We start from the raw sequence: 24,105 nt of genomic DNA on the forward strand, positions 1-24,105 counted from the left end.
AAGCTGCGCTTTTCCACCTGTCGACGGATGTTTGCGTGAAATTCAGTTTGCCCAAAGTTGCCACTGCGCCGTTTTGCCCGCCGGAAGTGGCGGGCAGCGTAGTCGTTGACCCCCGTGCTTCATTCTTCAAGCGCATGCTGCGCTTTGCCGGGCCTGGCTTGCTGATCTCCATTGGCTACATGGACCCGGGCAACTGGGCCACGGCCATCGAAGCCGGTTCACGTTACGGCTACAGCCTGCTATTTGTAGTGCTGCTGGCCAGCCTGGCCGGAATGGCGGTGCAATGCCTGTGCTCGCGCCTGGGCATCGCCACCGGCAAAGACTTGGCGCAACTGTGCCGCGAGCGCTATAGCAAGCGCTCCTCGCGCACGCAGTGGGTGCTGGCGGAAATCTCCATCATCGCCACCGACCTTGCNGAAGTGCTGGGCTGTGCGCTGGCCTTCCACTTGCTGCTGGGCTGTTCGCTGACTGTCGGCATCGCACTGACCGCGTTTGACACGCTGCTGGTGCTGGCCCTGCAAAACCGNGGCTTTCGCCGCCTTGAAGCGATCATGCTGGCCCTGGTGGCGACCATCGGCGTGTGCTTCTTTATCGAACTGGTGCTGATCAAGCCGTACTGGCCGGACGTCGCCCGTGGTTTCACGCCGTCCCTGTCAGCCATTGGCGATGCCGCGCCGCTGTACCTGGCCATCGGCATTCTCGGGGCCACGGTGATGCCGCATAACTTGTACCTGCACACCTCGATCGTACAGACCCGAATGATCGGCAAGGACCTGGCCAGCAAGCAGGACGCGGTCAAACTGGCGCGGATCGATACCATTGGCTCCCTGGCGTTGGCGCTGCTGGTCAATGCGGCGATCCTGATCCTCGCCGCGGCGGCGTTTCACCAGAGCGGGCATACCGATGTGGTGGACATCCAGGACGCCTATCACTTGCTCGACCCGCTGGTGGGCGGCGCCTTGGCCAGTGTGTTGTTCGGGGTGGCCTTGCTGGCGTCGGGGCAGAGTTCGACGTTTACCGGGACCATCGCGGGGCAGGTGATCATGGAAGGTTATCTGAACCTGCGGATTCCCTGCTGGCAACGACGGCTGATTACCCGGGGGCTGGCATTGATCCCGGCGTTCATCGGCGTCTGGCTGATGGGTGACAATGCGATCGGCAAGTTGCTGGTGTTGAGTCAGGTGGTGTTGAGTCTGCAGTTGCCGTTTGCGTTGTACCCGCTGATTCGCATGACCAACGATCACAAACTCATGGGGCCGTTTGTGAATCGCTGGCCGACGCGGGTGTTGGCGTGGGGGTTGTTTGGGGTGATCAGTGGGGCTAACAGTTGGTTAATCTTGCAATTTTTGGGGTGACTGGGCTGGCCTCATCGCGAGCAGGCTCGCTCCCACAGTGGATCTGCGGTGAACACAAAACCCTGTGGGAGCGAGCCTGCTCGCGATGAGCGATTACTCGGTCTTCTTTTGGAATGCCTCCACCACAAAATCAATAAACACCCGAGTCTTGGCCGGCNNNANNTGCCGCCGGAAAAGAAGTAACCCCGGTCTCCAGGGCGCAGGCCTCTGTGGCGAGGGAGCTTGCTCCCGCTCGAGTGCGAAGCGCACGCAATATCTTCGACAGTTGCCGAGATGTTGGGGCTGCTTCGCAACCCAGCGGAAGCAAGCTCCCTCGCCACACCCGGTGCGAGGTGAGTCGCACCGGGTGTGTTGCCAGACTGCAGCGGTTCTTCGTGGGTCCCCGCGCAGTCTGTTGAACGCTTTACGCCCGCTCGATCGCCAGCGCGACGCCCTGACCACCACCGATGCACAGGGTCGCGAGGCCTTTCTTGGCATCGCGCTTGATCATTTCATGCAGCAGGGTCACCAGCACACGGCAGCCTGAGGCGCCGATCGGGTGGCCGATGGCAATAGCGCCACCGTTGACGTTGACCTTGTCCGCATCCCACTCCAGCTCTTTGCCCACCGCCAGGGATTGCGCGGCGAAGGCTTCGTTAGCTTCGATCAGGTCCAGGTCGCCCAGGCTCCAGCCGGCTTTGCCCAGGCAGCGGCGCGTGGCCGAGACCGGGCCGATGCCCATGATGGCGGGGTCAACACCGGCGTTGGCGTAAGCGGCGATTGTCGCCAGCACTGGAAGACCCAGGGCCTTGGCTTTGTCGGCGCTCATCAGGATCACGGCGGCGGCACCGTCGTTCAGGGACGAAGCGTTGCCGGCGGTCACCGAACCGTCCTTCTTGAAGGCCGGTTTCAGTTTGCCCAGCGCTTCAGCGGTGGTGCCGGCACGCGGTTGCTCGTCAGTGGCGAAGGACAGCGGATCGCCCTTGCGCTGCGGAATCAGGATCGGCGTGATCTCATCGGCAAAACGCCCGGCTTCGATGGCGGCCGTGGCTTTCTGCTGCGAGGCTGCGGCGAAGGCGTCCTGGGCTTCACGGCTGATGCCGTATTTGTCCACCAGGTTCTCGGCGGTGATGCCCATGTGGTAGTCGTTGAACGCATCCCACAAGCCGTCGGTGATCATACTGTCGATCATCTNGGCGTGACCCATGCGCAGGCCGGTGCGGGCACCGGGCATGACGTAGTTGGACAGGCTCATGTTTTCCTGGCCGCCGGCAATGATCACGTCGGCGTCGCCGCAGCGAATCGCCTGAGTGGCCAGGTGCAGCGCTTTCAGGCCCGAGCCGCAGACCTTGTTCAGGGTCATCGCCGGCACGGTAAACGGCAGACCGGCTTTGATCGCGGACTGGCGCGCAGGGTTTTGCCCGGCACCGGCGGTCAACACCTGCCCCATGATGACTTCATCGACTTCAGCAACGTCCAGGCCGGTTTGCGCCAGCAGCTGACGGATCACCGCGGCGCCGAGGTCAACGGCAGACACATTGGCCAGCGAGCCCTGGAAACTGCCGATGGCGGTACGGGTGGCGGCAACAATCACGACGTCTTGCATGGAATCTGTCCTCACTGGAAGTGCATTTCTGGAACGTGGTCCGGGACGATCAGTTTACCGGCGGTCTTGCTCACAATCTCTTCAACGCTGACGCCAGGTGCGCGTTCCTTGAGAATGAACGCGCCGTTTTCGATTTCAAGGTAAGCCAGGTCGGTCAGCACACGCTTGATGCACCCGGCGCCGGTCAGCGGCAGGCTGCATTTGGACAGGAGTTTGGACTCACCGTCTTTGGAGGCGTGGGTCATGATGACGATGATGTTTTCCGCGCCGGCCACCAGGTCCATGGCGCCGCCCATGCCTTTGACCAGTTTGCCGGGGATCATCCATGAAGCGATGTTGCCGTGTACGTCGACTTCAAACGCGCCGAGCACGGTGAGGTCGACGTGGCCGCCGCGAATCATCGCGAAGGACTCGGCGGAGGAGAAAATCGACGCGCCAATGCGCGCAGTCACCGTCTGTTTGCCGGCGTTGATCATGTCGGCATCGATGGTTTCTTCAGTCGGAAACGGACCCATGCCCAGCAGGCCGTTTTCCGATTGCAGCATCACTTCCATGCCCTCGGGGATGTAGTTGGCCACGAGGGTCGGAATGCCGATGCCGAGGTTGACGTAGAAACCATCCTGCATTTCGCGGGCGACGCGTTGAGCCATTTGTTCGCGGGAAAGTGCCATTGTTATTTTTCCTTCAGGTCCGGGGGCTGGGGATCACTTACGCACGGTGCGCTGTTCGATGCGCTTCTCGAAGGTGCCGCAGATGATCCGGTCGACGTAGATGCCAGGGGTGTGGATCTGCGCCGGGTCCAGCTCGCCCGGTTCGACGATTTCTTCAACTTCGACCACGGTGATCTTGCCGGCGGTGGCGGCCAGCGGGTTGAAGTTCTGGGCGGTATGACGATAGATGACGTTGCCGAAGTGGTCGGCTTTCCAGCCTTTGACAATCGCGAAGTCGCCGGTGATGGATTCTTCCATCAGGTACTTGCGGCCATGGAATTCACGGGTTTCCTTGCCTTCGGCAACCGGGGTGCCGACGCCGGTGGCGGTGAAGAAAGCCGGGATGCCGGCACCGCCTGCGCGCATTTTTTCGGCGAGGGTGCCTTGGGGGGTCAGGACGACTTCGATTTCGCCTTTGAGCAGTTGGTCTTCGAACAGTTTGTTCTCACCGACGTAGGAGGCCACCACTTTGCGAATCTGCTTTTCTTCCAGCAGCACGCCCAGGCCGAAACCGTCGACGCCACAATTATTGGAAACCACGGTGAGGTCACGGGTGCCTTTGCGCTTGATCTCGGCGATCAGGTTTTCCGGGATCCCGCACAGGCCGAAGCCGCCGGCGATCACGGTCATGCCGTCTTCAAGACCTGCCAGNGCTTCNTCATAGGAACTCACGCGCTTGTCGAAACCTGCCATATGCACCTCTTTTATTCTTTGTGGGCGGCTGGCTAGCCGTATGGGGTAGGAGTGTCTCGCTGGAGGATTTATTTGTTAAGTTGATTTTTAAGGTTGATTGATAGATAAAACTCACTAATCACTTATCTGTAATACGTTGGAGCCAGCGCCCATGACAGTCAAGCAGATCCGTGCATTCCTGGCCGTGGCCCAGAGCCTGAGTTTCGCCGCTGCCTGCGAGCGCCTGCACCTTTCCCAATCGGCNNTGAGCCTGACTATCAAGGCCCTGGAGGAGGGGCTGGGCGGCCGGCTATTCACCCGCAACACGCGCAATGTGGCGCTCACGCCTGAAGGTGAATCGTTGTTACCCCTTGCGCGGCGCTTGATTGCGGATTGGGACAACGCCGAGGACGAGCTGCGCCAGCGCTTCACCCTNCAGCGCGGACGCGTGACCCTGGCGGCGATGCCGTCGTTTGCCGGCAATCTGCTGCCGCCGATTCTCAAGACCTTTCGCGCCCGTTATCCCAAGGTCAACGTCACGGTGAACGACGTGATCAACGAGCAAGTGCTGGAAATGGTGCGCGACCGGCAGGTGGAGCTGGGCGTGGCGTTTGAACCCACACAGAGTTCATCGCTGGAATTCACACCGTTGTATATGGACCGTTTCGTTGCCGTGGTGCCGAACGATTCTCCCTTGGCGCAACAGCACGACATTGATTGGCAGACCTTGCTCAAGGAACCGTTCATTACCTTGCAGCGTCCGTCGACGGTGCGGGTGATGCTCGAGGAACACTTGCAGGCCCGGGGCATGAAGTTGCCGGTGGAGTTTGAAAGCCATCAATTGGCGACAGTCGGACGAATGGTCGCCAGCGGATTGGGTGTCAGCGCCGTGCCGGCGTTGTGCGCCGGGCAAATGCGCGAGTTGGGCGCACGGTGCATTACCTTGCGCGACCCGGTGGTGGAACGGGCGATCGGGGTGCTGACCAAGCCTGGGGTTGAACTGTCGGCGGCAGCGCAGGCGTTGTTCGATATCCTCAAAACCGAAAACCTGGGCGAGCGATTGTCCTCAGGATGAACACAAGACCCGGTAGGCGCTTGGCTTGCCCGCGAAGAGGCCGGGACCTTCAACAGAGCTATCAACTGACCCTACGCCATCGCGAGCAAGCTTCGNCCCTGTGGGAGCGGCGGTGATCAGGGGGAGAGACGCTGGGCTAGCAAAGGCAAAAGCTGTTCGCACGACGCCTCAATCTTCATCTCCAGGAGGTCATCCGCCCGGGTCTTGCCCAAATTGATCGCAATCAACGGTTTGCCCTGATCCGCCACCACCCGGCACAGGCGAAACGCCGAATACGCCATCAACGAAGAGCCCACCACCAACAATCCCGCCGCCTGTTCCACCGCCGCCATGGCTTTGGCGGCCGTCACCTGCGCGACGTTCTCGCCAAAAAACACCACGTCCGGTTTCATCCGCTCACCCGCGCAATGCGGGCAGTGCGGCACCTGGAACCGCGCCTCGAACGCCGGATCCAGCAGCGTGTCGCCATCCGGCGCCTGCACCGCATCGACCCCGGCCAGATAGGGGTTCTGCGCTTCCATCAGTTGCTGGATCGAATCCCGCTCGCTGCGCTGCCCGCAGTCCAGGCACAGCACCCGGTGGAGGCTGCCGTGGAGTTCGATCACATCATGGCTGCCGGCCTGATCGTGCAAGGTGTCGACGTTCTGGGTGATCAGCCCGCTGATCTGCCGGCTGCTTTGCAGACTGGCCAGGGCTTCGTGGGCCACGTTCGGCTGAGCCTGGCGCACGCGCGGCCAGCCGAGCATCGCCCGCGCCCAATAGCGGCGCCGTGATTCCGGGGCCGACAGGAACTCCTGATACATCATCGGTTGCCGGCCACGCCGCACGCCCTGGTTGTCTCGGTAGTCCGGAATGCCCGACGGGGTACTGATGCCGGCGCCGGTCAGGACCATGAACGGCTGCTCGGCCATTAATCGCTGGAGTCGGTCGAGTTGTTCGTGGGTGGGACGGTCAAGCATCTTCAACACTCCAGAGGGCCTTGAGTGTTTGCAGGGTAGCACTTGCCGATCACCCGGGCAGACGGTCTGTCCGGGTGCTGATCCGACACTTATTTGCGCGCCTCCAGAATCAGGTTGAACGGCGTTTCCGTGGCCCGCCGGAAAGTCTTGAATCCCGCCTCGGTAAACACCTTGCGCAGCCGCGCCTCACCCGCCTGGGCGCCGAGCCCCAGACCGACTTCCTGGGACAGCGAGTTCGGTGTGCAAATGAAAGTCGACGCAGCGTAGAACAACCGCCCAACCGGAGTGACGTTATCGTCGAGCGAGTCGTTGGCGAACGGTTCCACCAGAAGCACCGTGCCGTCCGGTTTCAATGCGTCATACGCGTGTTTTGCCGCGCCCACCGGGTCACCCATGTCGTGCAGGCAGTCGAAATAGCAGACCAGGTCATAGTCGTCGCCGGGGAAACTTTTCGCGGTGCCCTGAAAGAACCGCGCGCGCCCGGAAACGCCGCCTTCTTCAGCGCGTTGGGTCGCGACGGTGACGGATGGTGCGTGGTAGTCGAAGCCGACGAACCGCGAGTCCGGGAACGCCTGGGCCATGATCACCGTGGAGGCACCGTGGCCACAGCCGATGTCCGCGACTTTGGCGCCCGCCTGCAGTTTGGCGACCACGCCGTCCAGGGCCGGCAGCCACTCGGCGATCAGGTGCGCTTTGTATCCGGGCCGGAAGAACCGCTCCGTGCCGCTGAACATGCACGGATGGTGATCGCCCCAGGCCAGGGCGCCGTTGCCGCGCATGGCGTTGACCAGTTTGTCCTTGTCATGGAAAAACGACGCGACCACCCCGATACCGCCGGCGATATAGACCGGCGAGTCTTCGATCGCCAGCGCCAGGGCTTGCTCTTCCGGCAGGCGAAACTGACCGCCCTCGTGTTCCATGTAACCGGAAGCGGCGTGGGCGCTGAGCCATTCGCGCAGCAGGCGGGGGTTGCAGCCGGTCTTGTCGGCGAGTGCTTCAGGGGTGATCGGCTGACTGTCGGCCATGGCCCGGTACAGGCCGAGCTCTTCGCCGAGGATGACGTTGGCGAGCATCGCCGCGCCACCCATGTCGTTCACCAGTTTGCCCATGAAATCATTGAGTCGGGCCTCGTCCATCACGTGTGCTCCTTCAGCAGGATCACGGTCCAGAGGCCTTGTTTATCGAGGCGTACACCTCTGGGCGGTGGTCGTGGGAATGAACAGGACGATAAGCCCGTCCTGCGTGCAATAAGTTTAGTCCTAGCCCCGTGCGCCGCGGCCTGGAGCGACGAAAGCCCACATAGCCAGCTTCCACAGGGGGATTGGCGGTGTGTATCGCACTGTATCAAGTCGGAGTGTCAGCCCCGTGCGCCGCGGCCTGGAGCGACGAAAGCCCACATAGCCAGCTTCCACAGGGGGATTGGCGGTGTGTATCGCACTGTATCCAACCGCCGTCCCGATACATTCCACTTCATTCGCGGCGCCCTCCGAACACAGACCAGATACAAACCTGCGATGAACTGTAAAGGCTACCCAGCGCCCGAAACCCGGGGCTGTCGAGGCACTTTTCAGGGTCGTCGCAACAGGCGGCCGTCTTTGCTCGTGACTCCGTGAAGGGAACAATAATGACCACGCTCCTGCCTGAAACCGACCTGAAATCCGCTCCCGTCAACCACCTGCGCGTCGATCAGTACACCAACGGCCTCATTGGCCCCAGCCAGCCGATGCTCGGCCCTCTGGCCGACGGCGGCACCCTGATCACCGGCACACCGCCGGGTTGCTGGGGCCCGATGATCACGCCCGCCTTCGAGGGCGGCCACGAAGTGACGCAACCGGTGTCCATTGCCGGGGCGGAAGTCGGCGATGCGGTGGCAATCAAGATCAAGAGCATGCGCGTCACCTCGCTGGCGACATCGTCCGGGGTCATGAGCTTCGTTGAGGGGCGCTACAACGGCGACCCGTTCGTCGCCAAATTCTGCTCCAAGTGCGGCACCGACCACCCGGCCAGCCATGTCGAAGGCATTGGCGAGGAGTCGATTCGCTGTAACAACTGCGGCGCCGAGGTCAGCGCGTTTCGCTTCAGCCATGGCTACGTGATCGTGTTCGATGCGCAGAACCAAGTCAGCCTGACCGTCAATCAGGACGTCGCCAACCGACTGGCCGGCAATGCCTCTGAAATGTCGGCGCTGCCGGAATTCGCCGCCCAGCATTCGATCCTGTCCCTGGCCCGTGCCGACATCCCCGGCGTTGCCGCGCACATGCGCCCGTTCCTCGGCAACATCGGCACCACGCCGTCCCGTGACTTGCCCGACTCGCACAACTGCGCCGACTTCGGCCAATACCTGATCAATGCACCGCACCGTTTCGGCATGACCCGCGAAGAGCTGCACGCGGCCAAGACTGACGGCCACATGGACACCAACTCGATCCGCGAAGGCTGCGTATTGATCTGCCCGGTGAAAGTGCCGGGGGCCGGTGTGTACATGGGCGACATGCATGCCCAGCAGGGCAACGGCGAGATCGCCGGGCACGCCACCGATTGCTCCGGGGAAACCGAAGTGGTGGTGCAAGTGGTGAAAAACCTGACGCTGGACGGGCCGATCCTCCTGCAAAACCTCGACGATCTGCCGCCGATGGCCCGGCCCATGAATGCCGAACAACGGCAAAAAGTCCGCGAACTGGGCGAGCGCTGGGGCCAGCACGAAATCGAACAGAGTGGCCCGATCACTTTTATCGGCAGCGGTGAGAATCTCAACGTCGCCGTCGAGAACGGCTTGAAACGCGCCGCTTCGGTCACCGGCCTGCCGTATGACGAAGTGCTCAACCGCGCGACCATCACCGGCTCGATCGACATCAGCCGTTTGCCGGGCACCGTTCGCGTGACCTTCCTGTGCCCGATGAACGTGCTCGATCGCATCGGCATCGGCCACCTGGTGCGCGAGAAATACGACCTGGCGTAACAACTGCCGAAGGGTCTGTACCAAAGTGTGTACAGACCCGCCGGCGATACAACCGCTGCGAATTACTGCCGGACCGGAACACAACCCCGATACAGCGCTTGGGTTAACTGTGATTCCGTACTGGCAACCCTTGAGACCGATATCATGCAGACCCCCATCACCTCAGCCAAAGCGACCGTCGGGCTTGGCCTGCGTCGCGGTTTAATGAAGGACCTCCTGGCCGCCCGTACCGGCGATTTCGACTTTCTGGAAGTCGCGCCGGAGAACTGGATCGGCATCGGCGGCGCCCATGGTCATGCGTTACGAACCCTGGCCGAGCGCTTTCCGTTGTCCTGCCACGGCTTGTCCCTGTCATTGGGCGGGCCGGCGCCGCTGGACGTCGGGTTTCTCCAGGAAGTCCGTGTGTTTCTCGATCAATACAGCGTGCCGCTGTACAGCGAGCACCTGAGTTATTGCAGCGATGACGGTCACCTGTACGACCTGTTGCCGCTGCCGTTTACCGAAGAAGCGGTGCATCACGTGGCTGCGCGAATTCGCCAGGCCCAGGACATTCTCGGTCGGCGTCTGGCGGTGGAAAACGTGTCCTACTACGCCGCGCCCCAGCAGGACATGGACGAAGTGACCTTCACCAACGCGGTCCTGCGTGAAGCCGATTGCGACCTGCTGCTGGACGTCAACAATGTCTACGTCAACTCGATCAATCACGGGTTCGATCCGCAGACCTTTCTGGCGGGCATCGATTCGGGGCGGGTGGTGGCGATGCACGTGGCCGGGCATTTCGATGAGTCCGATACGTTGAAAATCGACACCCATGGCGCGTCGGTGAAACCGGTGGTCTGGTCGTTGCTGGCCCAGGCCTACGCCCGGTTTGGCGCACAACCGACATTGCTAGAGCGGGATTTCAACTTCCCGGCGTTCTCTGAACTGGTGGCGGAATTGCAGACCATTCGCCGCTTGCAGGCTGAGGGGGTGAACCGTGGATAAGCCCTCGCTGCATCAACAGCAATCCACACTGGGCCTGTACCTGCGAGATCCCGATCATTGCGCGCCTCCGGCCGGGATGGATGTGGCCCGGGCACAGGTTTACCGCGACCTGATTTTTTCCAACCTGTCGTTGTTGCTCAGCGGGACCTTTCCGGTGCTGATCAAGATTCTCGGTGATGAGCGCTGGCGTTCGCTGGTACGGATTTTCCTGCGGGACTACCGCGCGCGTACCCCGAAGTTCGGCGAAATCGCCCAGGAGTTTGTCGAGTTCCTGGCCTCCGGACCGCAGGCGTTGAGTGAGCGTGAGTGGCCGCCGTTCATGGTGGAGCTGGCGCATTACGAATGGGTCGAGATGGCGTTGCAGCAGTCCGAGGCCGAGCCGTTGGCGCCGAGTGATGTGGCGTTGATCCTGGAGCGACCGTTGCAGGTGTCGCCGCTGGCCTGGCCGTTGGCCTATGCCTGGCCGGTGCAGTTAGTAGGACCGGATCATCAGCCGGACATTGCACCGCCTCAACCCACATTATTGTTGGTGCGCCGGGCCGAGGACTGGAGTGTGAAATTTTCCGAGCTGAGCCCGTTGGCGTGGCGGTTGTTGCAGCGGATCGAGGAATTTCCCGAGCTGGATGGGCAGGCGCAGCTGGGAGGGCTGGCGGTGGAAGCGGGGGCCGCTGGATCGCCCGAATTCATGACAAGTGGCACCGCGTTGTTGCAGCAAATGCACGGGGAAAGGGTGGNTATGTCAGCGAGATTGTTCCCACGCTCTGCGTGGGAATGCCTCAAGGGACGCTCCGCGTTCCAATGGGACGCAGAGCGTCCCGGGCTGCATTCCCACGCAGAGCGTGGGAACGNTCGCTCCCACAGGGCTTATCAGTGTTTATGGCGCGGAGAAGAAATACCGGGTCAGGTGAAAGAAGATCGGTGCCGCGAAACAGATCGAATCCATCCGATCCAGCATGCCGCCATGACCTTTGATCATGGTTCCCCAATCCTTCGCGCTCAGGCTGCGTTTGATCGCTGACATGACCAGCCCACCCAGAAAACCCATCACCACGATCACCAGCGACATCAGCAGCGACTGCCAGAAACTGAACGGGGTCATCCAGAACATGCACCCGCCAATCAGCGTGGCCGACAGGCCGCCACCGACCAGTCCTTCCACGGTTTTCGACGGACTCACCAACGGCGCAACCTTGTGCTTGCCGAAGAGTTTGCCGAACACGTACTGCAACACGTCACTCAACTGCACGACAAACACCAGGTAGAACAGCAACAGCGCGTTCTGCCCCTGGAAACCTTCCAGGTCCAGCAGCAACAAGGCCGGCGCGTGGCTGATGCAGTAGACGCAAATCATCACCCCCCACTGGATCTTGGCCGCCCGCTCCAGAAACGCGTCCGTGTCCTGACTCAGCACCGCAATCGCCGGCAACAGCAGGAAGGCGTACACCGGAATCAACAGTGTGAACAACGAATACCAATGCGTGCCAATCAGTACGTATTGCAGCGGGATCAGAATGAAGAACGCCGAAAACAGCGCGTTATGGTCGCCCGGCCGGGTCGGCGTCAGGGTGATGAACTCCCTGAGGGCGAACAGTGAAATGAAGCCGAACAGAATGACCGTCGCGTTGCCGCCCAGCAGGTAGGACACGAAGAAGATGATGACCATGCCCCACCAGGCATTCACCCGCTGGTTGAGGTTTTCGATGGTCGAGATCGAGCCTTCCGTTGTCGCACGCCTGGCCAGTATCCGGCCGATGATCGAAGCTACGGCCAACAGGCCGGCGATGGCGCCGAAGAACCACAAAAACTTTTCATCAAGATTCATTCCGACAACCTCACAATCGCTTCACGCGCCCGATCCAGAAACACCTGTTTTTCCTCGCCACTGATCCGTTGCAGCGGGTCGCCGATACGGATCGTGCAGATGATGGGCAGCGGGACGTGTTTGCCTTTTGGCATCGAGCGATGCAGGTTTTCCAGGTAGATCGGCACCAGGTCAACCTCGGGAAATGCCTCGGCCAAGCGGTACAGCCCCGATTTGAACGGACCGGGCAACGCCTGGCTGCCGCGGGTGCCTTCCGGAAAGATGATGATCGAATGGCCGGCCCGCACCACGTCGAAAATCGGCTCCAGCACGTTGACGCCGGGCGCCGGGTTACGCTCGATCAGCACCGCATTCAGGCCTTTCTGCGAGATGTACGACAGAAACCGGTTTTTGCCCCAGTAGTCAGCGGCCGCGACCGGTTTCACGTTCACTCGGGCTTCCGGTGGCAGGGCGGCGATGATTGCCAGGGTGTCCATGTGGCTGGAGTGATTGGCGAAATAGATGCGCTGGCGCGTCAGGTCCGGCGGGCTTTCCCATCGGGCCGTGACGCCGATGAGGAATCGAAGAACAGAAATCAGCGCGTTACTGATCCACATGGTGATTCCCCTTGAGCTGGCGCGAGATGGCCAGGGTTCGCGTGACGCAGGTCGCGGCGGATCCGGCCGCGATGATGACCAGCGCGATCAAAAGAATGTAGTGAGTGCCGTAAACGGTGGCCTCGACGGCATTCAACAGAAGTCCTGCGGTCATTACGGCCATTCGATGCTGCTTGGCCATGGGGCCCATGAAGCTTTGCTTCAGGCCAATCGAGCCACCAAACACCCTGACATACGCCGTCAGTGCCGCGGCCAGCGCCGCAAACCAGCCAAGATCGGCATACCCGATGGCACACCCCAGCGCGACGATCAGCAGGCTGTCGGCAATGCGGTCGGGGAATTCATTGTAGAGGCTGCCGATGTCGGATTTCTTGCCGCCCTCGATCGCCACCATCCCGTCGAAGAGGTTGCACAGCAGGCGCAGCTGAATGCCGACGGCGCAGAGGAGCGAGCCGACAAGGCCGTTATCAACATTCAGTGCTACCGCCCCGGCGAGCGCGAAGGCGATGCTGGCGACGGAGATCTGATTGGGGGAGATGTCTCGTTTTACCAGAAGGTCGGTGATGTATTTCGCCCAGCCCGCAGAGCGCGTCTTGATGGGCCTTCGGTTGTCATCCATTTGCCAATATCCATATAAGTGTCGGTTGCTATCGGGTGCGCCGCAGCGCGCGTTGCGCGACGGTGCCCGACAATATAAAGGCTTTCCTGCGCCTTTGTGTCTGTTTACTGACTGGCAGGTCGAACCGGCAACTTCAACTCCGCACACAACCCGCCGCCTTCACGATTACTCAACGTCAACGATCCCCCGATCGCCAACGCCAATTGCTGCGCTATCGCCAAGCCCAGACCGGTTCCGCCGGTGCTGCGGTTGCGCGAATTCTCTACCCGATAAAACGGTTCCATCACGTGGGCCAGTTCCTCTTCGGCAATGCCCGGTCCGCGATCCATGACCTTCACCGAGAGCAGGCCGTTTTTCGCTTCCACACACAATTCAGCGGCCCCGGCGAACTTCAGAGCGTTATCCGTCAGGTTCACCAGCACCCGCCGCAGGGCATGCGGCCGGGTGTCAATCACCGCAGCACTTTTGCCACCCAGTTGCACGTCCTTGCCCACGTCCTGATAGTCAAACACCAGGCTGTCGAGGAATGAATCAAGGTCGGTGCGGCGGCTCTCTTCCGTGGCGCCGTGAACGCTGCGGGCATAGGCCACGCCTTCGCGCACCAGGTGTTCCATCTCACTGAGGTCGCTCCACAGTTTGTCTTTCTCGCTGGAGTCTTGCATAAATTCGGCGCGCAGTTTCATGCGGGTAATCGGTGTTTGCAGGTCGTGGGAAATCGCCGCCAGCAGTTGCATGCGCTCCTTCAGGTANGCGGCGATGCGTGCCTGCATNGAATTGAAGGCGATGGCGGCATGGGCGACTTCTGTCGGGCCTTTTTCGTCCAGGAGCACCGCGTGGGTGTTGGGGTCAAGGTTGTCCACCGCCTCGGCAAGGCGGGTGAGGGGGCGGATGGCGATTCGCACGGCCAGCCAGGTGCAGAGAATCATCAGCGCCAACTGGCCCAGCAGGACGATGGGCAACCACGGCGACAACGGCACCATCGATGGCCTGACGTCGATGGTCACGGGGCTGCCGTCCGCCAGTTTCAGGTGCACCTGAAAATGCTTCTGCTCGCCGGGAATGTCCGTCACGGTCATCGGGTAATCCTTGCCGATGGCGTCCTTGATCGAAGTCACCGCGATGGGTGTATCGCGCATGGCCACGCCCGGTGAACCTTCGTCGAGCAAATAACGGTAGTTGCGGCGGTTCAGTTGTTGCAGCCAGCTCATGCGTTCTTCGGCCGGCAAGCGGTCGAGGATGGCGATGGAGGTCGAGACGTCGGTTTCCAGGTTACCGAGCATGGTGTTTTTTGCGCTTTCGTACCGCTCGTAATACTGCGCGCCGAAGGACAGCGCCTGAGCGAGGATCAGGCCGATCAGAAAGATCAGCGAGAGTCGCGAGGCCAGGGTACGGGGCCAACGAAGGGTGAGGTTCATGACGGCGCACCGAGTACTTCAACTGCCAGGGAAAACACATAGCCTTCGCTGCGCACGGTCTTGATATAGGCCGGTTCGCGGGCATCATCCAGCAGGCGTTGGCGCAGACGGCTGACCAACAGGTCAATGGAGCGGTCGAACAAATCGGCGTCGCGGCCCTGGGTCAGGTTGAGCAATTGGTCGCGGTTGAGCACGCGCTGCGGGTGATCGAGGAACACCCGCAGCAATCGGTATTCCGCGCCGCTGAGCGCGACCATGGTGCCGTCTTCATCCAGCAAGTGCCGGGCGGAGGTGTCCAGGCGCCAACGCCCGAACGCCAGCAGGCGACCGCTTTCGGTGACCACCAGGTTGGGCGGCAGCATCCGCGTGCGGCGCAGCACGGCGTTGATTCGCGCGAGCAGTTCACGGGCGGCGAAGGGTTTGACCAGGTAATCATCGGCACCCATTTCCAGGCCGATGATGCGATCGGTTTCATCGTTACGCGCGGTGAGCATCAGCACCGGCGTAGCCTTGTGTTTGCCGGCGCGCAACTCGCGGCAGAGCATCAGGCCGTCGTCGCCCGGCATCATGATGTCGAGCACGATCAGGTCCACCGGCGTGGACTCAAGGAAGCTGCGCATCTGGCGTCCATCGGCGACGACCGTGGTGCGCAGGCCGTTCTTCTTCAGGTAGTTACCTACCAGTTCCCGGATCTCGCGGTCATCGTCCACGATGAGAATGTGATCGACGTGTTCCATGGGGCCAAGCCTCTATCAATGGGGGATGTTGCGCAGTCTATCGAGCCTTGGCCCGCTCGCCCGCAGCCCTTTGTATTGCAGTGTATCTGGCGTAGCGGCGGATACACGCGAACGCAAAAATACGATTTTCCAGGGGTTTTGTATCGCTCTGTATCAGGGGCCGGCTTTGATACGTACCGATTTACACGCGGCTGTTTTCGACACAGACGAGATACCTCGCGAGCATCTAATGGGTTCCATCGAGGCAACCCAAACCGCCTCGGCTCAATTGAACGACCTACCCATTGAAGCCTTGAGGAAACCGTCATGAACACCAAAGCCATCTACGCCGCTTGCCTGTTTGCCGCCCTGAACATCTGCACCTTGTCGGCCCGTGCCGAAGCCGCCGATGTCAGCGCTAAAACCTACACCTACGGCACCCACCTGGACATCAAGAAAGTGGTGTCGTTGAAAGAGGACGCCACGCCTTCCTGCGGGGTTGTGAATGCCCAGCTGACCTACCTGGACTCCCAGCACAAAACCCAGGTGCTGGATTACCGCAAATTTGCCGACGGCTGCAATTCGGACAACTGAGTCCTTCGCTGACCGATTGCCAACCCCCCTTTGAAACAGGAAGAACACCATGAACAACGTCACCCGCTTTTTGACCGCTGTTGCTTTCTCCGTAGCTGGCGCGGCTGCCCATGCCAACGCCGCTGTTGAACAGAAAAGCTGTGGCACCGCGACCTGCTTCCAGCTGACGCCAGTGGCAGAGCAGGGCGGTCATGCCTTCCTCGCACAGGACGGCTCGAGCCGCACGCCGCAGGGGCAGCAGCTGGATAACCAGACGGCTTGAAGCCTGGCTAACTTCCCCACAAGCACCACCGTCCCCCTGTGGGAGCGGGCTTGCCCGCGATGACGCCAGCACATCCAACATCAATGTGACTGACAGACTGCCATCGCGGGCAAGCCCGCTCCCACAGGGAATTGGTGTGAATCGCCACCCCCTCACATGTTTAGGTGATCCCATGTTTCTCATCGCTTTCCTGGGCGGCATATTGACCGTCCTCAGCCCCTGCATCCTCCCGGTCGTGCCGTTCCTGTTCGCCGGTGTCAAACGCACCCGTTCATCCATCCTGCTCACCCTCGGCGGCATGGTCCTGACCTTTGCCCTGATCTCCAGCCTGGCCGTGGTCAGCAGCGAATGGGTGGTGCAAGCCAACAACACCGGTCGCCACGTCGCCCTGATCGTGATGGGGCTGTTCGCCCTGTCGCTGATTTCCGCCCGTGTCGGTGACTGGATGGCGCGTCCCTTCGTGGCGCTGGGCAATCGCCTTGATCCCGACACCCGCAAAATGTCCGGCCCGCTGGGTTCGGTCATGATCGGCGTCGCCACCGGTCTGCTCTGGGCACCGTGTGCCGGGCCGATCCTTGGGGTGATTCTCACCGGCGCCATGCTCCAGGGTGCAAACGCACAGACCAGCCTGTTGCTGCTGGCCTACGGCTTGGGCAGCGCGCTGTCCCTGGGCACCTTGATCTTTGCCGGTCGCGGCCTGGTCAATCGCTTGAAAGCGTCGATCCCGGTCACCGGTTGGCTGCGTCGTGGTGCCGGTGTTGCCGTGCTGGCCACCGTGGCGGTGATTTCCACCGGTGCCGACCGGACACTGCTGGCCGGCACCTCGTCCGAAGGCGTCAGCAGCCTCGAGAAAGGTGTGCTGGAAAGCGTGCCGAAAGTCGTCGACTACTTCGTCAGCAAGGTCAAGGCCGACTCCATGGACAACGCCCAAGGCGCCATGCCGTCGCTGTCCGGTGCCGTCCAATGGCTGAACTCGCCAGCGCTGAGCAATGATTCGCTCAAAGGCAAAGTGGTGCTGGTGGACTTCTGGACCTACGACTGCATCAACTGCCAGCACACCCTGCCGTATGTGAAGGACTGGGCGAAGAAATACGAGAAGGATGGCTTGGTGGTCGTCGGCGTCCACACCCCTGAGTACGGTTACGAGCGCATCATCGATAACGTTAAGGACCAGGTGAAAAAGCTCGGCATCACCTACCCGGTGGCCATCGACAACAACTACGCGATCTGGCGCGCCTTCGACAACCAGTACTGGCCCGCTCACTACTTGATCGACGCCAAGGGCCAGGTGCGTTACACCCACTTTGGTGAAGGCGCCTACGAAACTCAGGAAAAGATGATTCAGCAACTGCTGGAAGAGGCCAAGGCACCTTCCGCGTAACCCTCGACATCAATGGCTCACAGGCTGCGCGCCGTGGGCCATTGGCTTTTTCTCCTGATTGCGCCGCCACGCCGCCGGTGGCGCGCCGTACTCTCGACGAAAGGCCCGGCTGAAGGCCGTGTCGGTCTGGTAACCCACCTCTTCGGCAATCCACATCAACGAACGGTTACTGCTGCGTAACAGGTTCGCCGCCAGCAGCATCCGCCACTGCGTCAGGTACTGCATCGGCGAACTCCCCACCAACTGCGCAAAGCGTTCTGCCAACACCGACCTTGAGGTGCCGGCCGTCCGCGCCAGTTCATCCAGGGTCCAGGCGTGACAGGGTTTTTTGTGCAGCGCATTCAGGGCAGCACCGACAATCCGGTCGCCCACGCCGGCCAGCCAACCGGTCCGGCCTTCAGCGTGCTCGTTCATGTACAGGCGCAGTACTTCGATGAACAACACCTCGGCCAGTTTCGCCAACACACCTTCGCCGCCGGGCCTGGGCGAGCGTGCTTCGGCCAGCGCGTAACGGACTGAAGATTCCAGCCAGATTCCGGCATTCGAGCCGCGCACATTGACCCGGACCACCGCCGGCAACCCCGTCAGCAACATGCCCGCCAACCGCGTATCGCAGGCCAGATAACCGCACACCAGACGTGTGACCGCGCCGCCACCGCCGTAACTCAGTTGCCGGGGACGGCGCGCCAGCACTACGTCCAGTCGCTTGCCCGTGACCGGCGTCAGCCCCGGTTGCGAGCTCATGCGATGGGCGTCGCCCTGAGGGAATACCACCACATCGCCGGCGGTCAGGCGCAGCGGCGAGTCGTTTCCCATCTCGACATAGCACTCGCCTTCGGTAATCAGGTGAAAGATCACCACCCGCTCGGCACCGGGCTCCAGAAAGGGGGCGGCCGTGTCGGCGCTGGGCGACTGATAGCACCAGGGCGCCGTGAACCTGGCATTGATGAAGATCGCACCGACCAGGCGGACGACGCGCAGGGTTTGGGACAGGGCGTCCATGGTGGCTTCCCGTGCGGCTGAGGGCTTTCTGATTGTGAGCGCGTTGCCGCGTAACGTGAATTCTCCGGACGATCGGGCAGTGTTGCCCGACGATCGGGCAGGACGCCGGCCCGCGCCGGAGCGATAGTTTGCCTACAGGGCCACTGCCGACCCTGTCATCAATAACAAGAATGAGAGGTTGCCATGCCAAAGTTCGTCATAGAACGCGAGATCCCAGGTGCTGGAACACTGTCAGAAAGGGATTTGAAAGCGGCTTCGCAAAAGTCCTGCCGGGCGCTGCGCGATTTGCCGGAGGTGCAGTGGCTGCAGAGTTATGTCACGGGCGACAAGCTGTACTGCGTGTACATCTCGCCGAGCGAAGCGCTGATTCAGGAGCACGCCAGGCAGAGCGGTTTCCCGGCCAACCGCATTTCCCAGGTCACGAACATCATTGATCCGACCACGGCGGAGTAAGCCGGGCCTGCGTTCCAATCCTTACGGAGCAGATTTAATGAGTACCCCCCTTGATCTCACTGCCCTGAAAAACCGTCAGATGGCTTCTTGGGCCAGCGGCGACTACGCCGTGATCGGCACCACCCTGCAGATCGTCGGCGAGCAACTGGCCGAAGCCTGTGACTTGCTCTGCGACGAGCTTGTGCTGGACGTGGCCGCCGGCAACGGCAATGCGACGCTCGCCGCCGCACGCCGTGGCTGTAATGTCACATCGACCGACTACGTGGCCGCACTGCTTGAACGTGGCGAAGACCGGGCCCGGGCCGAGCGTCTGGAGGTGACCTTCCAGGTCGCCGACGCCGAGGCACTGCCGTTCGAGGACGCCAGCTTCGATGCCGTGCTCTCGACCTTCGGTGTGATGTTCACGCCGGACCAGGCCAAAGCGGCTTCAGAACTGGCCAGAGTGTGCCGCCCCGGCGGTCGCATCGGCCTGGCCAACTGGACGCCTGAAGGTTTTGTCGGCCAGATGTTCAAGACCCTGGGCAAGCACCTGCCGCCACCGGCTGGCGCAGAACCGCCTTCAAACTGGGGAACCGAAGCCTGGTTGCACACGCACTTCGATGAGCGCGATTTCCAGGTGCAGGTGACGCGGCGGACCTTCAACTTCCGCTATCGCTCGGCGGCCCATTTCATCGATATTTTCCGCAACTGGTACGGCCCGCTTCACAAGGCCTTCGCAGCGCTGCCTCCCGACGGCGCGAAGGCTTTTGAAAGCGACCTGACTGAGCTGATCAACCGGATGAACAGGGCGGGAGAGAAATCGGTGGTGGTGCCGAGTGAATACCTGGAGGTTGTCATCACCCGGCGCTGACCAGACACCACAAAACCCTGTGGGAGCGGGCTTGCCCGCGATGGCTGGCTACCTGCCGATCCAAATGTCGACTGATAGTCCGCTATCGCGGGCAAGCCCGCTCCCACAGGAATTGTGGTGTATTTGAGACGGTTACTCATCCACCCGCTCGGTGTACACCACCCACACACTGCAGGGCATTTTGTACAGCAGGTGCTCCACCGTGCTACCGATCAACCGGCCCAGACCGCGATGGCCGACCCGGCCCATGACAATCACGTCGACGTCGTAGGCGTCGGCATAGCGGGTCAGGACCTTGGCCGGGTTGCCCATGATCATGTGCCGCTGCTCGGGCGCGATGCCGTTGCGCTCGGCCAATTCGTTGAAGGCGTCTTCCTGGCAGTCGAACAGGGTCTTGGCCTTGCCGGAACTGAAAAACGCCGAGCCGTTGTCAAAGCCGAACTCGTCTGCGCTGATGGAGGAAAGGTCGTAGGCGTACACCACGTCCAGCTCAGCATTACAGGCACTCGCCAGTTTCGACGCTTCGTGCAGGATCCGGTCATTGAAGGTTTTGTAGTGATCATCGCGATGGAAAGGATCGACCGCCGCGACGACCTTGCGTGGCAGGGCGTGAACCGCATGGCTGACAAAATGCAGCGGCACCGGGCATTCACGCAGCAAATGCACGTCGAGCGGGGTAAACATCAGTCGCGACAGCAGCGATTCGTGCTCCAGTGCCTTGATCAGCACGTCCATCGGCTGCTCTTTGAGGTGAATCAGGATTTCTTCCAGCGGGCGTTCGACCCACGCCACCTCGGTGGTGACGTGCACACCGATCTTGCGCAGCGGACGGGCCTGTTCTTCGAGCCACTGACGGTGTCGGTCGACGTAGCCCAGTCGCATCTGTTCGAGGGCCTTTTCGTTGACCAGACTGGCGGTGGCCAGGCCTTCCAGGTAATCGAACGCCACGATGTGCAACGCCGCGTCTTCGGCCTTGGCCAGCGCCGCCGCCCTGTCGAAGGCGGGGCTGTGTTCCATCAGTGGCGAGGCGACCAGCATGAAGCGTGACTGACCAGACATGTCGAACCTCCCGCGTCATTCAATCCCCTAAGTATTGACCATGATCGACCTCCCGTCCGTCAGTCCGGCGAAGGTTGGGTGGGCGTGGCAGTCAGAGGGAGGTCAGTGGCCGTTCCATGATGATCGTGCGCTCGGCACCGTGGAATTCGTCGCGGACTTTTCGAAAGCCCAGCTTGAAGTAGAAGGCTTCTGCGGTGATGGAGGAGGGGACGCGCAATATTTCGATTTTCGCTTCGGTGGCGATGGACTCGATCGTGGCCATCAATTGCCTCCCGAGGCCGCGCCCTTGTTGAGCGGGTTCGACAAACACGCTGCGCACCACATCGCGATCAAGGCTGGCCGTGGCGACTATGCGGTGATCAATCGTCGCGACGAAGACCTGGCGTTGGGTCAGCAACGTGCGAATGGACTCGGTGGAAAAGCTCTTTGCCACCTGCGCGATGATGTCGGGGGAGTAATCCAGGGCGTTGGACTGGCGCAGCGACTGGATGATGACCTGGCTGATGGCGGACGCGTCAGCTGCGGTGGCGGGCCGTACTTGCGGTTTCATAGTGCTACCTCAGTCCTTTGAACATCCAATCCCCCTGTGGGAGCGAGCCGGCTCGCGATGGCTGAGTGTCAGTCGACATCTACATCGGCTGGAAAGCAGTCATCGCTAGCAGGTTAGCTCCCACAGGGATCTAGGCGATCTGTGCGCCGCGTGCTGCCAGCAGCTCCCGCAATACCGAACGATGGCAATGCGCTTCATCCTCGCAATAACAGCCAACCGCCAGCGCGGTTTGATGGGAGAGGGCGGCCAGCAGATCCAGCAACTGATTGGGCGCCGGATGGTTCATTTCAGCCTTGAACTTGCGCCTGAACGCCTCCCAGGCTTTTTCATCCTCGGCCGCCTTGGCTTCGGCCACCAATTCCGCACTCGGCGACAGCAGCGGCTGCCACACATCATAAAAGTCCCGACGGGCGAACTCGGCCTTCGGTACACCGCGAGGGGGGCGGCGTACCGTGCCGATCCGCAGCCCTTCATCAGGCAGGCGCGGCGAGCCGAGTCGAACGATATGGATGGCCATGCCGCGTTACTTGTGGCGCGATCCGTCGAACCACTCCATGGCGGTGCGCCAGATGCAGATCCCCAGGAAGTAAGCCGACATCAGCAACCAAAGCCCCATGACCATCGGGTTGATGACCGGATGGTTGACCACCAGCGACAAGCTGCACAGCAGCCAGATGGCGGTCACGGCAATGTTGATCGGCATGAACTTGCGCACACGGAACGGGTGCAGGAACTTCATTCGGGTCACGGTCAGCAAGGCCAGGCCAATGACGGTCAGGAAGGTAATCCACGGCGACGGGGCGATGATGTACAGGCACAGGGCCACGACGTTCCAGGCGGCGGGAAAACCCTGGAAGTAATTGTCTTTGCTTTTCATGTTGACGTTGCAGAAGCAAAACAGCGACGAAACCAGAATCAGCGACACGGTCAGCAGCAGCGTGTAGTCCGGCAAGGGGATGTAGCGATAGATGAACAGCGCGGGGATGAACACATACGTCAGGTAGTCGATCACCAGATCGAGAATCGATCCATCGAAACTCGGCAGCACCGACTGCACATTAACCTTGCGTGCCAAGGCACCGTCCAGCCCATCGACGATCAGGGCCACGCCCAGCCACAGCAGGCAGTTGGTGGCCTGGTTTTCCAGCAAGGCGAGGGTGGCGAGGAAGGCAGTGACCACGCCGGTGGCGGTAAAACCATGGGCGCCCCATGCTTTGAGCCTGGCGATGTGTAGGGTGGATATCACGGGGGCGTTCTCCAGAAAGATGAAGCAAGCCAGTCATCACCCTCGTTATCAAGGGCGGCGGCAAACCGGTTCGGTTGCAGGTATCGACCGGAAATCCGGGAATAAGGTTCACCGTCAGTAAATCTTAGCTGGGCCGCCGAGAAATACTTCGGATTAATCCGCAATGCTGTTCACTTAAATACTGTGCATCAGGCACTCCGCTTTTGTGGCGAGGGAGCTTGCTCCCGCTGGGCTGCGTAGCAGCCCCAAAAATGTGCCTACCATGCCGATTTTTGTGAGTGCTACGCACTCAGACGGGAGCAAGCGCCCTCGCCACAGGCTAAACGGTAATGGCACATTTGCTAGCGAGGACTATTGTTGCCTGACTGGATCACTTCCCTTTAGTGAGGACGTCGTCATGAACACCAGCGATTTGCTCGAACAACTCCTGCGGGCCGGCCAGGGCTCCGGGGCGCAACAGGGTGGCGCATCCGCCCAAGGCGGCATTGGCGGCGGTCTGGGCGGGTTGCTTGGCGGCCTGTTGGGCGGTGGCGGCGGTTCAGCCATGGGCGGCGGCGGATTGGGTGGCTTGCTCGGTGGCCTGCTCGGCGGCGGCTCACCCATGGGCGGCGCGACCCGGACCCGTTCGGGTGGCGGCACCAACTATGCGGCCCTGGCGTCACTGGGGATGATGGCATTCCAGGCGTATCAGGCGTGGCAACGCAGTCAGGCAGCTGCGCCGCAACAGGCACCGCGCACGGTCGACTTGTTATCGGGCCCGGAAGTGGAGGACCACAGTCATGCGATCCTGCGCGCGTTGATTGCGGCGGCCAAGGCCGATGGCCGGATCGACGAGTCGGAGAAGCAGATGATCAGCACCGAAATCGGCCGCCACACCGATGACCCGCAATTGCAGCAATGGCTGGATGACGAAGTTGCCCGGCCACTGGATGCTGCGGATGTGGCGCAATCGGCATCGGATCCCGGCATGGCGGCGGAAATGTACCTGGCCAGCGTGATGCTGGTGGACGATCAGCAGGATGCCGAGCGCACCTATCTGGATGAGCTGGCGGCGGCTCTGAAGATTGATCCTGAACTGCAAGTGCATCTGGAGCAGCAGGCCAAGGGTGGCGCGGCGTAAGGTGTGCCCGCAAACATCGCGTTGTCTTTCAGGCCGCCTTCGCTAGCAGGCTAGTTCCCACAGTGGATCTGCGGTGCGCGCCAAACCTCTGTCGGAGCTAGCCTGCTAGCGAAGAACGATA

Annotated in this window: 25 protein-coding genes and 1 pseudogene; 11 read left to right on the plus strand and 15 right to left on the minus strand. The window is 61.4% G+C overall.

The window, feature by feature from the left end:
• Nucleotides 1-35 precede the first annotated feature (35 nt).
• Nucleotides 36-1,355: an Nramp family divalent metal transporter gene (locus tag B7L09_RS29675; RefSeq protein WP_094471790.1), complete on the plus strand. Its 1,320-nt coding sequence runs from the start codon at nucleotides 36-38 to the stop codon at nucleotides 1,353-1,355.
• A gap of 403 nt (nucleotides 1,356-1,758) precedes the next feature.
• Here the strand turns inward: B7L09_RS29675 and B7L09_RS29680 are convergent, their stop codons facing one another.
• From B7L09_RS29680 to B7L09_RS29690, 3 genes are read right to left on the minus strand one after another with little or no spacing between them, the layout of a single operon-like run.
• Entirely contained in the window at nucleotides 1,759-2,940 is a 1,182-nt protein-coding gene (locus B7L09_RS29680) for an acetyl-CoA C-acetyltransferase (protein ID WP_094471791.1), read from the minus strand.
• Nucleotides 2,941-2,951: 11 nt separating this feature from the next.
• Entirely contained in the window at nucleotides 2,952-3,611 is a 660-nt protein-coding gene (locus B7L09_RS29685; RefSeq protein WP_094471792.1) for a CoA transferase subunit B, read from the minus strand.
• Between the two features lie 33 nt (nucleotides 3,612-3,644).
• Complete coding sequence (locus B7L09_RS29690; protein WP_094471793.1) at nucleotides 3,645-4,343, minus strand: CoA transferase subunit A; 699 nt, start codon at nucleotides 4,341-4,343, stop codon at nucleotides 3,645-3,647.
• A 151-nt stretch (nucleotides 4,344-4,494) separates the two neighbouring features.
• Between B7L09_RS29690 and B7L09_RS29695 the strand changes: the two genes are divergently transcribed.
• On the plus strand, nucleotides 4,495-5,397 hold the full coding sequence (locus B7L09_RS29695; protein ID WP_094471794.1) for a LysR family transcriptional regulator: 903 nt from the start codon (nucleotides 4,495-4,497) through the stop codon (nucleotides 5,395-5,397).
• 116 nt (nucleotides 5,398-5,513) lie between these two features.
• Here the strand turns inward: B7L09_RS29695 and B7L09_RS29700 are convergent, their stop codons facing one another.
• Both B7L09_RS29700 and B7L09_RS29705 read right to left on the minus strand, forming a co-directional pair.
• Nucleotides 5,514-6,356, minus strand: a complete 843-nt coding sequence (locus B7L09_RS29700) for an NAD-dependent protein deacetylase (RefSeq protein WP_094471795.1) — start codon at nucleotides 6,354-6,356, stop codon at nucleotides 5,514-5,516.
• A gap of 89 nt (nucleotides 6,357-6,445) precedes the next feature.
• Nucleotides 6,446-7,492, minus strand: coding sequence for a class I SAM-dependent methyltransferase (locus B7L09_RS29705; protein ID WP_094471796.1), 1,047 nt, complete (start codon nucleotides 7,490-7,492; stop codon nucleotides 6,446-6,448).
• A 488-nt stretch (nucleotides 7,493-7,980) separates the two neighbouring features.
• Between B7L09_RS29705 and B7L09_RS29710 the strand changes: the two genes are divergently transcribed.
• From B7L09_RS29710 to B7L09_RS29720, 3 genes and pseudogenes are all read left to right on the plus strand, one after another.
• Nucleotides 7,981-9,315, plus strand: coding sequence for an acetamidase/formamidase family protein (locus B7L09_RS29710; RefSeq protein ID WP_094471797.1), 1,335 nt, complete (start codon nucleotides 7,981-7,983; stop codon nucleotides 9,313-9,315).
• Nucleotides 9,316-9,459: 144 nt separating this feature from the next.
• Nucleotides 9,460-10,299 (plus strand): HvfB family MNIO-type RiPP peptide maturase, encoded by an 840-nt coding sequence (locus B7L09_RS29715; RefSeq protein ID WP_094471798.1) that lies wholly within the window; start codon nucleotides 9,460-9,462, stop codon nucleotides 10,297-10,299.
• Nucleotides 10,292-11,032 (plus strand): annotated as a pseudogene (locus B7L09_RS29720) (HvfC family RiPP maturation protein); the annotation flags it as partial. The gene B7L09_RS29715 and the pseudogene B7L09_RS29720, both read left to right, overlap by 8 nt.
• Before the next feature lie 141 nt (nucleotides 11,033-11,173).
• Here B7L09_RS29720 and B7L09_RS29725 read toward each other — a convergent pair.
• The 5 genes from B7L09_RS29725 to B7L09_RS29745 all read right to left on the minus strand — a co-directional run bounded on the left by B7L09_RS29725 (nucleotide 11,174) and on the right by B7L09_RS29745 (nucleotide 15,488).
• Nucleotides 11,174-12,121, minus strand: coding sequence for a phosphatidate cytidylyltransferase (locus B7L09_RS29725; RefSeq protein ID WP_094471799.1), 948 nt, complete (start codon nucleotides 12,119-12,121; stop codon nucleotides 11,174-11,176).
• Nucleotides 12,118-12,717, minus strand: coding sequence for a lysophospholipid acyltransferase family protein (locus B7L09_RS29730; protein WP_094471800.1), 600 nt, complete (start codon nucleotides 12,715-12,717; stop codon nucleotides 12,118-12,120). The genes B7L09_RS29725 and B7L09_RS29730 overlap by 4 nt, the downstream gene beginning before the upstream one ends.
• Nucleotides 12,704-13,336 (minus strand): CDP-alcohol phosphatidyltransferase family protein, encoded by a 633-nt coding sequence (locus tag B7L09_RS29735; protein ID WP_094471801.1) that lies wholly within the window; start codon nucleotides 13,334-13,336, stop codon nucleotides 12,704-12,706. Before B7L09_RS29735 ends, B7L09_RS29730 begins: the two co-directional genes overlap by 14 nt.
• A gap of 104 nt (nucleotides 13,337-13,440) precedes the next feature.
• Nucleotides 13,441-14,751 (minus strand): sensor histidine kinase, encoded by a 1,311-nt coding sequence (locus B7L09_RS29740; protein ID WP_094471802.1) that lies wholly within the window; start codon nucleotides 14,749-14,751, stop codon nucleotides 13,441-13,443.
• On the minus strand, nucleotides 14,748-15,488 hold the full coding sequence (locus B7L09_RS29745; RefSeq protein WP_094471803.1) for a response regulator: 741 nt from the start codon (nucleotides 15,486-15,488) through the stop codon (nucleotides 14,748-14,750). The genes B7L09_RS29740 and B7L09_RS29745 overlap by 4 nt, the downstream gene beginning before the upstream one ends.
• 306 nt (nucleotides 15,489-15,794) lie before the next feature.
• On the opposite strand from B7L09_RS29745, the gene B7L09_RS29755 reads away from it, so the two are divergent.
• From B7L09_RS29755 to B7L09_RS29765, 3 genes are all read left to right on the plus strand, one after another.
• Nucleotides 15,795-16,061, plus strand: a complete 267-nt coding sequence (locus B7L09_RS29755) for a DUF2790 domain-containing protein (RefSeq protein ID WP_094471805.1) — start codon at nucleotides 15,795-15,797, stop codon at nucleotides 16,059-16,061.
• 49 nt (nucleotides 16,062-16,110) lie between these two features.
• Nucleotides 16,111-16,323: a hypothetical protein gene (locus tag B7L09_RS29760; RefSeq protein WP_094471806.1), complete on the plus strand. Its 213-nt coding sequence runs from the start codon at nucleotides 16,111-16,113 to the stop codon at nucleotides 16,321-16,323.
• A gap of 172 nt (nucleotides 16,324-16,495) precedes the next feature.
• A complete protein-coding gene (locus tag B7L09_RS29765) occupies nucleotides 16,496-17,704 on the plus strand; it encodes a cytochrome c biogenesis protein DipZ (protein ID WP_094471807.1) in 1,209 nt (402 codons plus the stop codon).
• 9 nt (nucleotides 17,705-17,713) lie between these two features.
• Here the strand turns inward: B7L09_RS29765 and B7L09_RS29770 are convergent, their stop codons facing one another.
• A complete protein-coding gene (locus B7L09_RS29770) occupies nucleotides 17,714-18,706 on the minus strand; it encodes an AraC family transcriptional regulator (RefSeq protein WP_094471808.1) in 993 nt (330 codons plus the stop codon).
• A 183-nt stretch (nucleotides 18,707-18,889) separates the two neighbouring features.
• Here B7L09_RS29770 and B7L09_RS29775 point away from each other — a divergent pair, with 183 nt between their 5' ends.
• Complete coding sequence (locus tag B7L09_RS29775; protein WP_094471809.1) at nucleotides 18,890-19,159, plus strand: DUF4242 domain-containing protein; 270 nt, start codon at nucleotides 18,890-18,892, stop codon at nucleotides 19,157-19,159.
• 37 nt (nucleotides 19,160-19,196) lie between these two features.
• Entirely contained in the window at nucleotides 19,197-20,009 is an 813-nt protein-coding gene (locus B7L09_RS29780) for a class I SAM-dependent methyltransferase (RefSeq protein WP_094471810.1), read from the plus strand.
• 132 nt (nucleotides 20,010-20,141) lie between these two features.
• On the opposite strand, the gene B7L09_RS29785 is transcribed toward B7L09_RS29780, so the two are convergent.
• From B7L09_RS29785 to pcsA, 4 genes are all read right to left on the minus strand, one after another.
• Entirely contained in the window at nucleotides 20,142-21,068 is a 927-nt protein-coding gene (locus tag B7L09_RS29785) for a universal stress protein (RefSeq protein WP_094471811.1), read from the minus strand.
• A gap of 91 nt (nucleotides 21,069-21,159) precedes the next feature.
• Nucleotides 21,160-21,618 carry a GNAT family N-acetyltransferase gene (locus tag B7L09_RS29790; RefSeq protein WP_094471812.1) on the minus strand — a complete coding sequence of 153 codons (459 nt, stop codon included), beginning with the start codon at nucleotides 21,616-21,618 and terminating at the stop codon, nucleotides 21,160-21,162.
• A gap of 130 nt (nucleotides 21,619-21,748) precedes the next feature.
• On the minus strand, nucleotides 21,749-22,135 hold the full coding sequence (locus B7L09_RS29795) for a DUF488 domain-containing protein (protein ID WP_094471813.1): 387 nt from the start codon (nucleotides 22,133-22,135) through the stop codon (nucleotides 21,749-21,751).
• Between the two features lie 6 nt (nucleotides 22,136-22,141).
• Nucleotides 22,142-22,864, minus strand: a complete 723-nt coding sequence (pcsA, locus tag B7L09_RS29800) for a phosphatidylcholine synthase (protein ID WP_094471814.1) — start codon at nucleotides 22,862-22,864, stop codon at nucleotides 22,142-22,144.
• A 397-nt stretch (nucleotides 22,865-23,261) separates the two neighbouring features.
• On the opposite strand from pcsA, the gene B7L09_RS29805 reads away from it, so the two are divergent.
• Nucleotides 23,262-23,984: a tellurite resistance TerB family protein gene (locus B7L09_RS29805; RefSeq protein WP_094471815.1), complete on the plus strand. Its 723-nt coding sequence runs from the start codon at nucleotides 23,262-23,264 to the stop codon at nucleotides 23,982-23,984.
• Nucleotides 23,985-24,105 lie beyond the last annotated feature (121 nt).

Origin of the sequence: Pseudomonas mandelii (genome assembly GCF_002251635.1) — a bacterium.
In the GTDB taxonomy this organism is placed as follows: domain Bacteria; phylum Pseudomonadota; class Gammaproteobacteria; order Pseudomonadales; family Pseudomonadaceae; genus Aquipseudomonas; species Aquipseudomonas mandelii_B.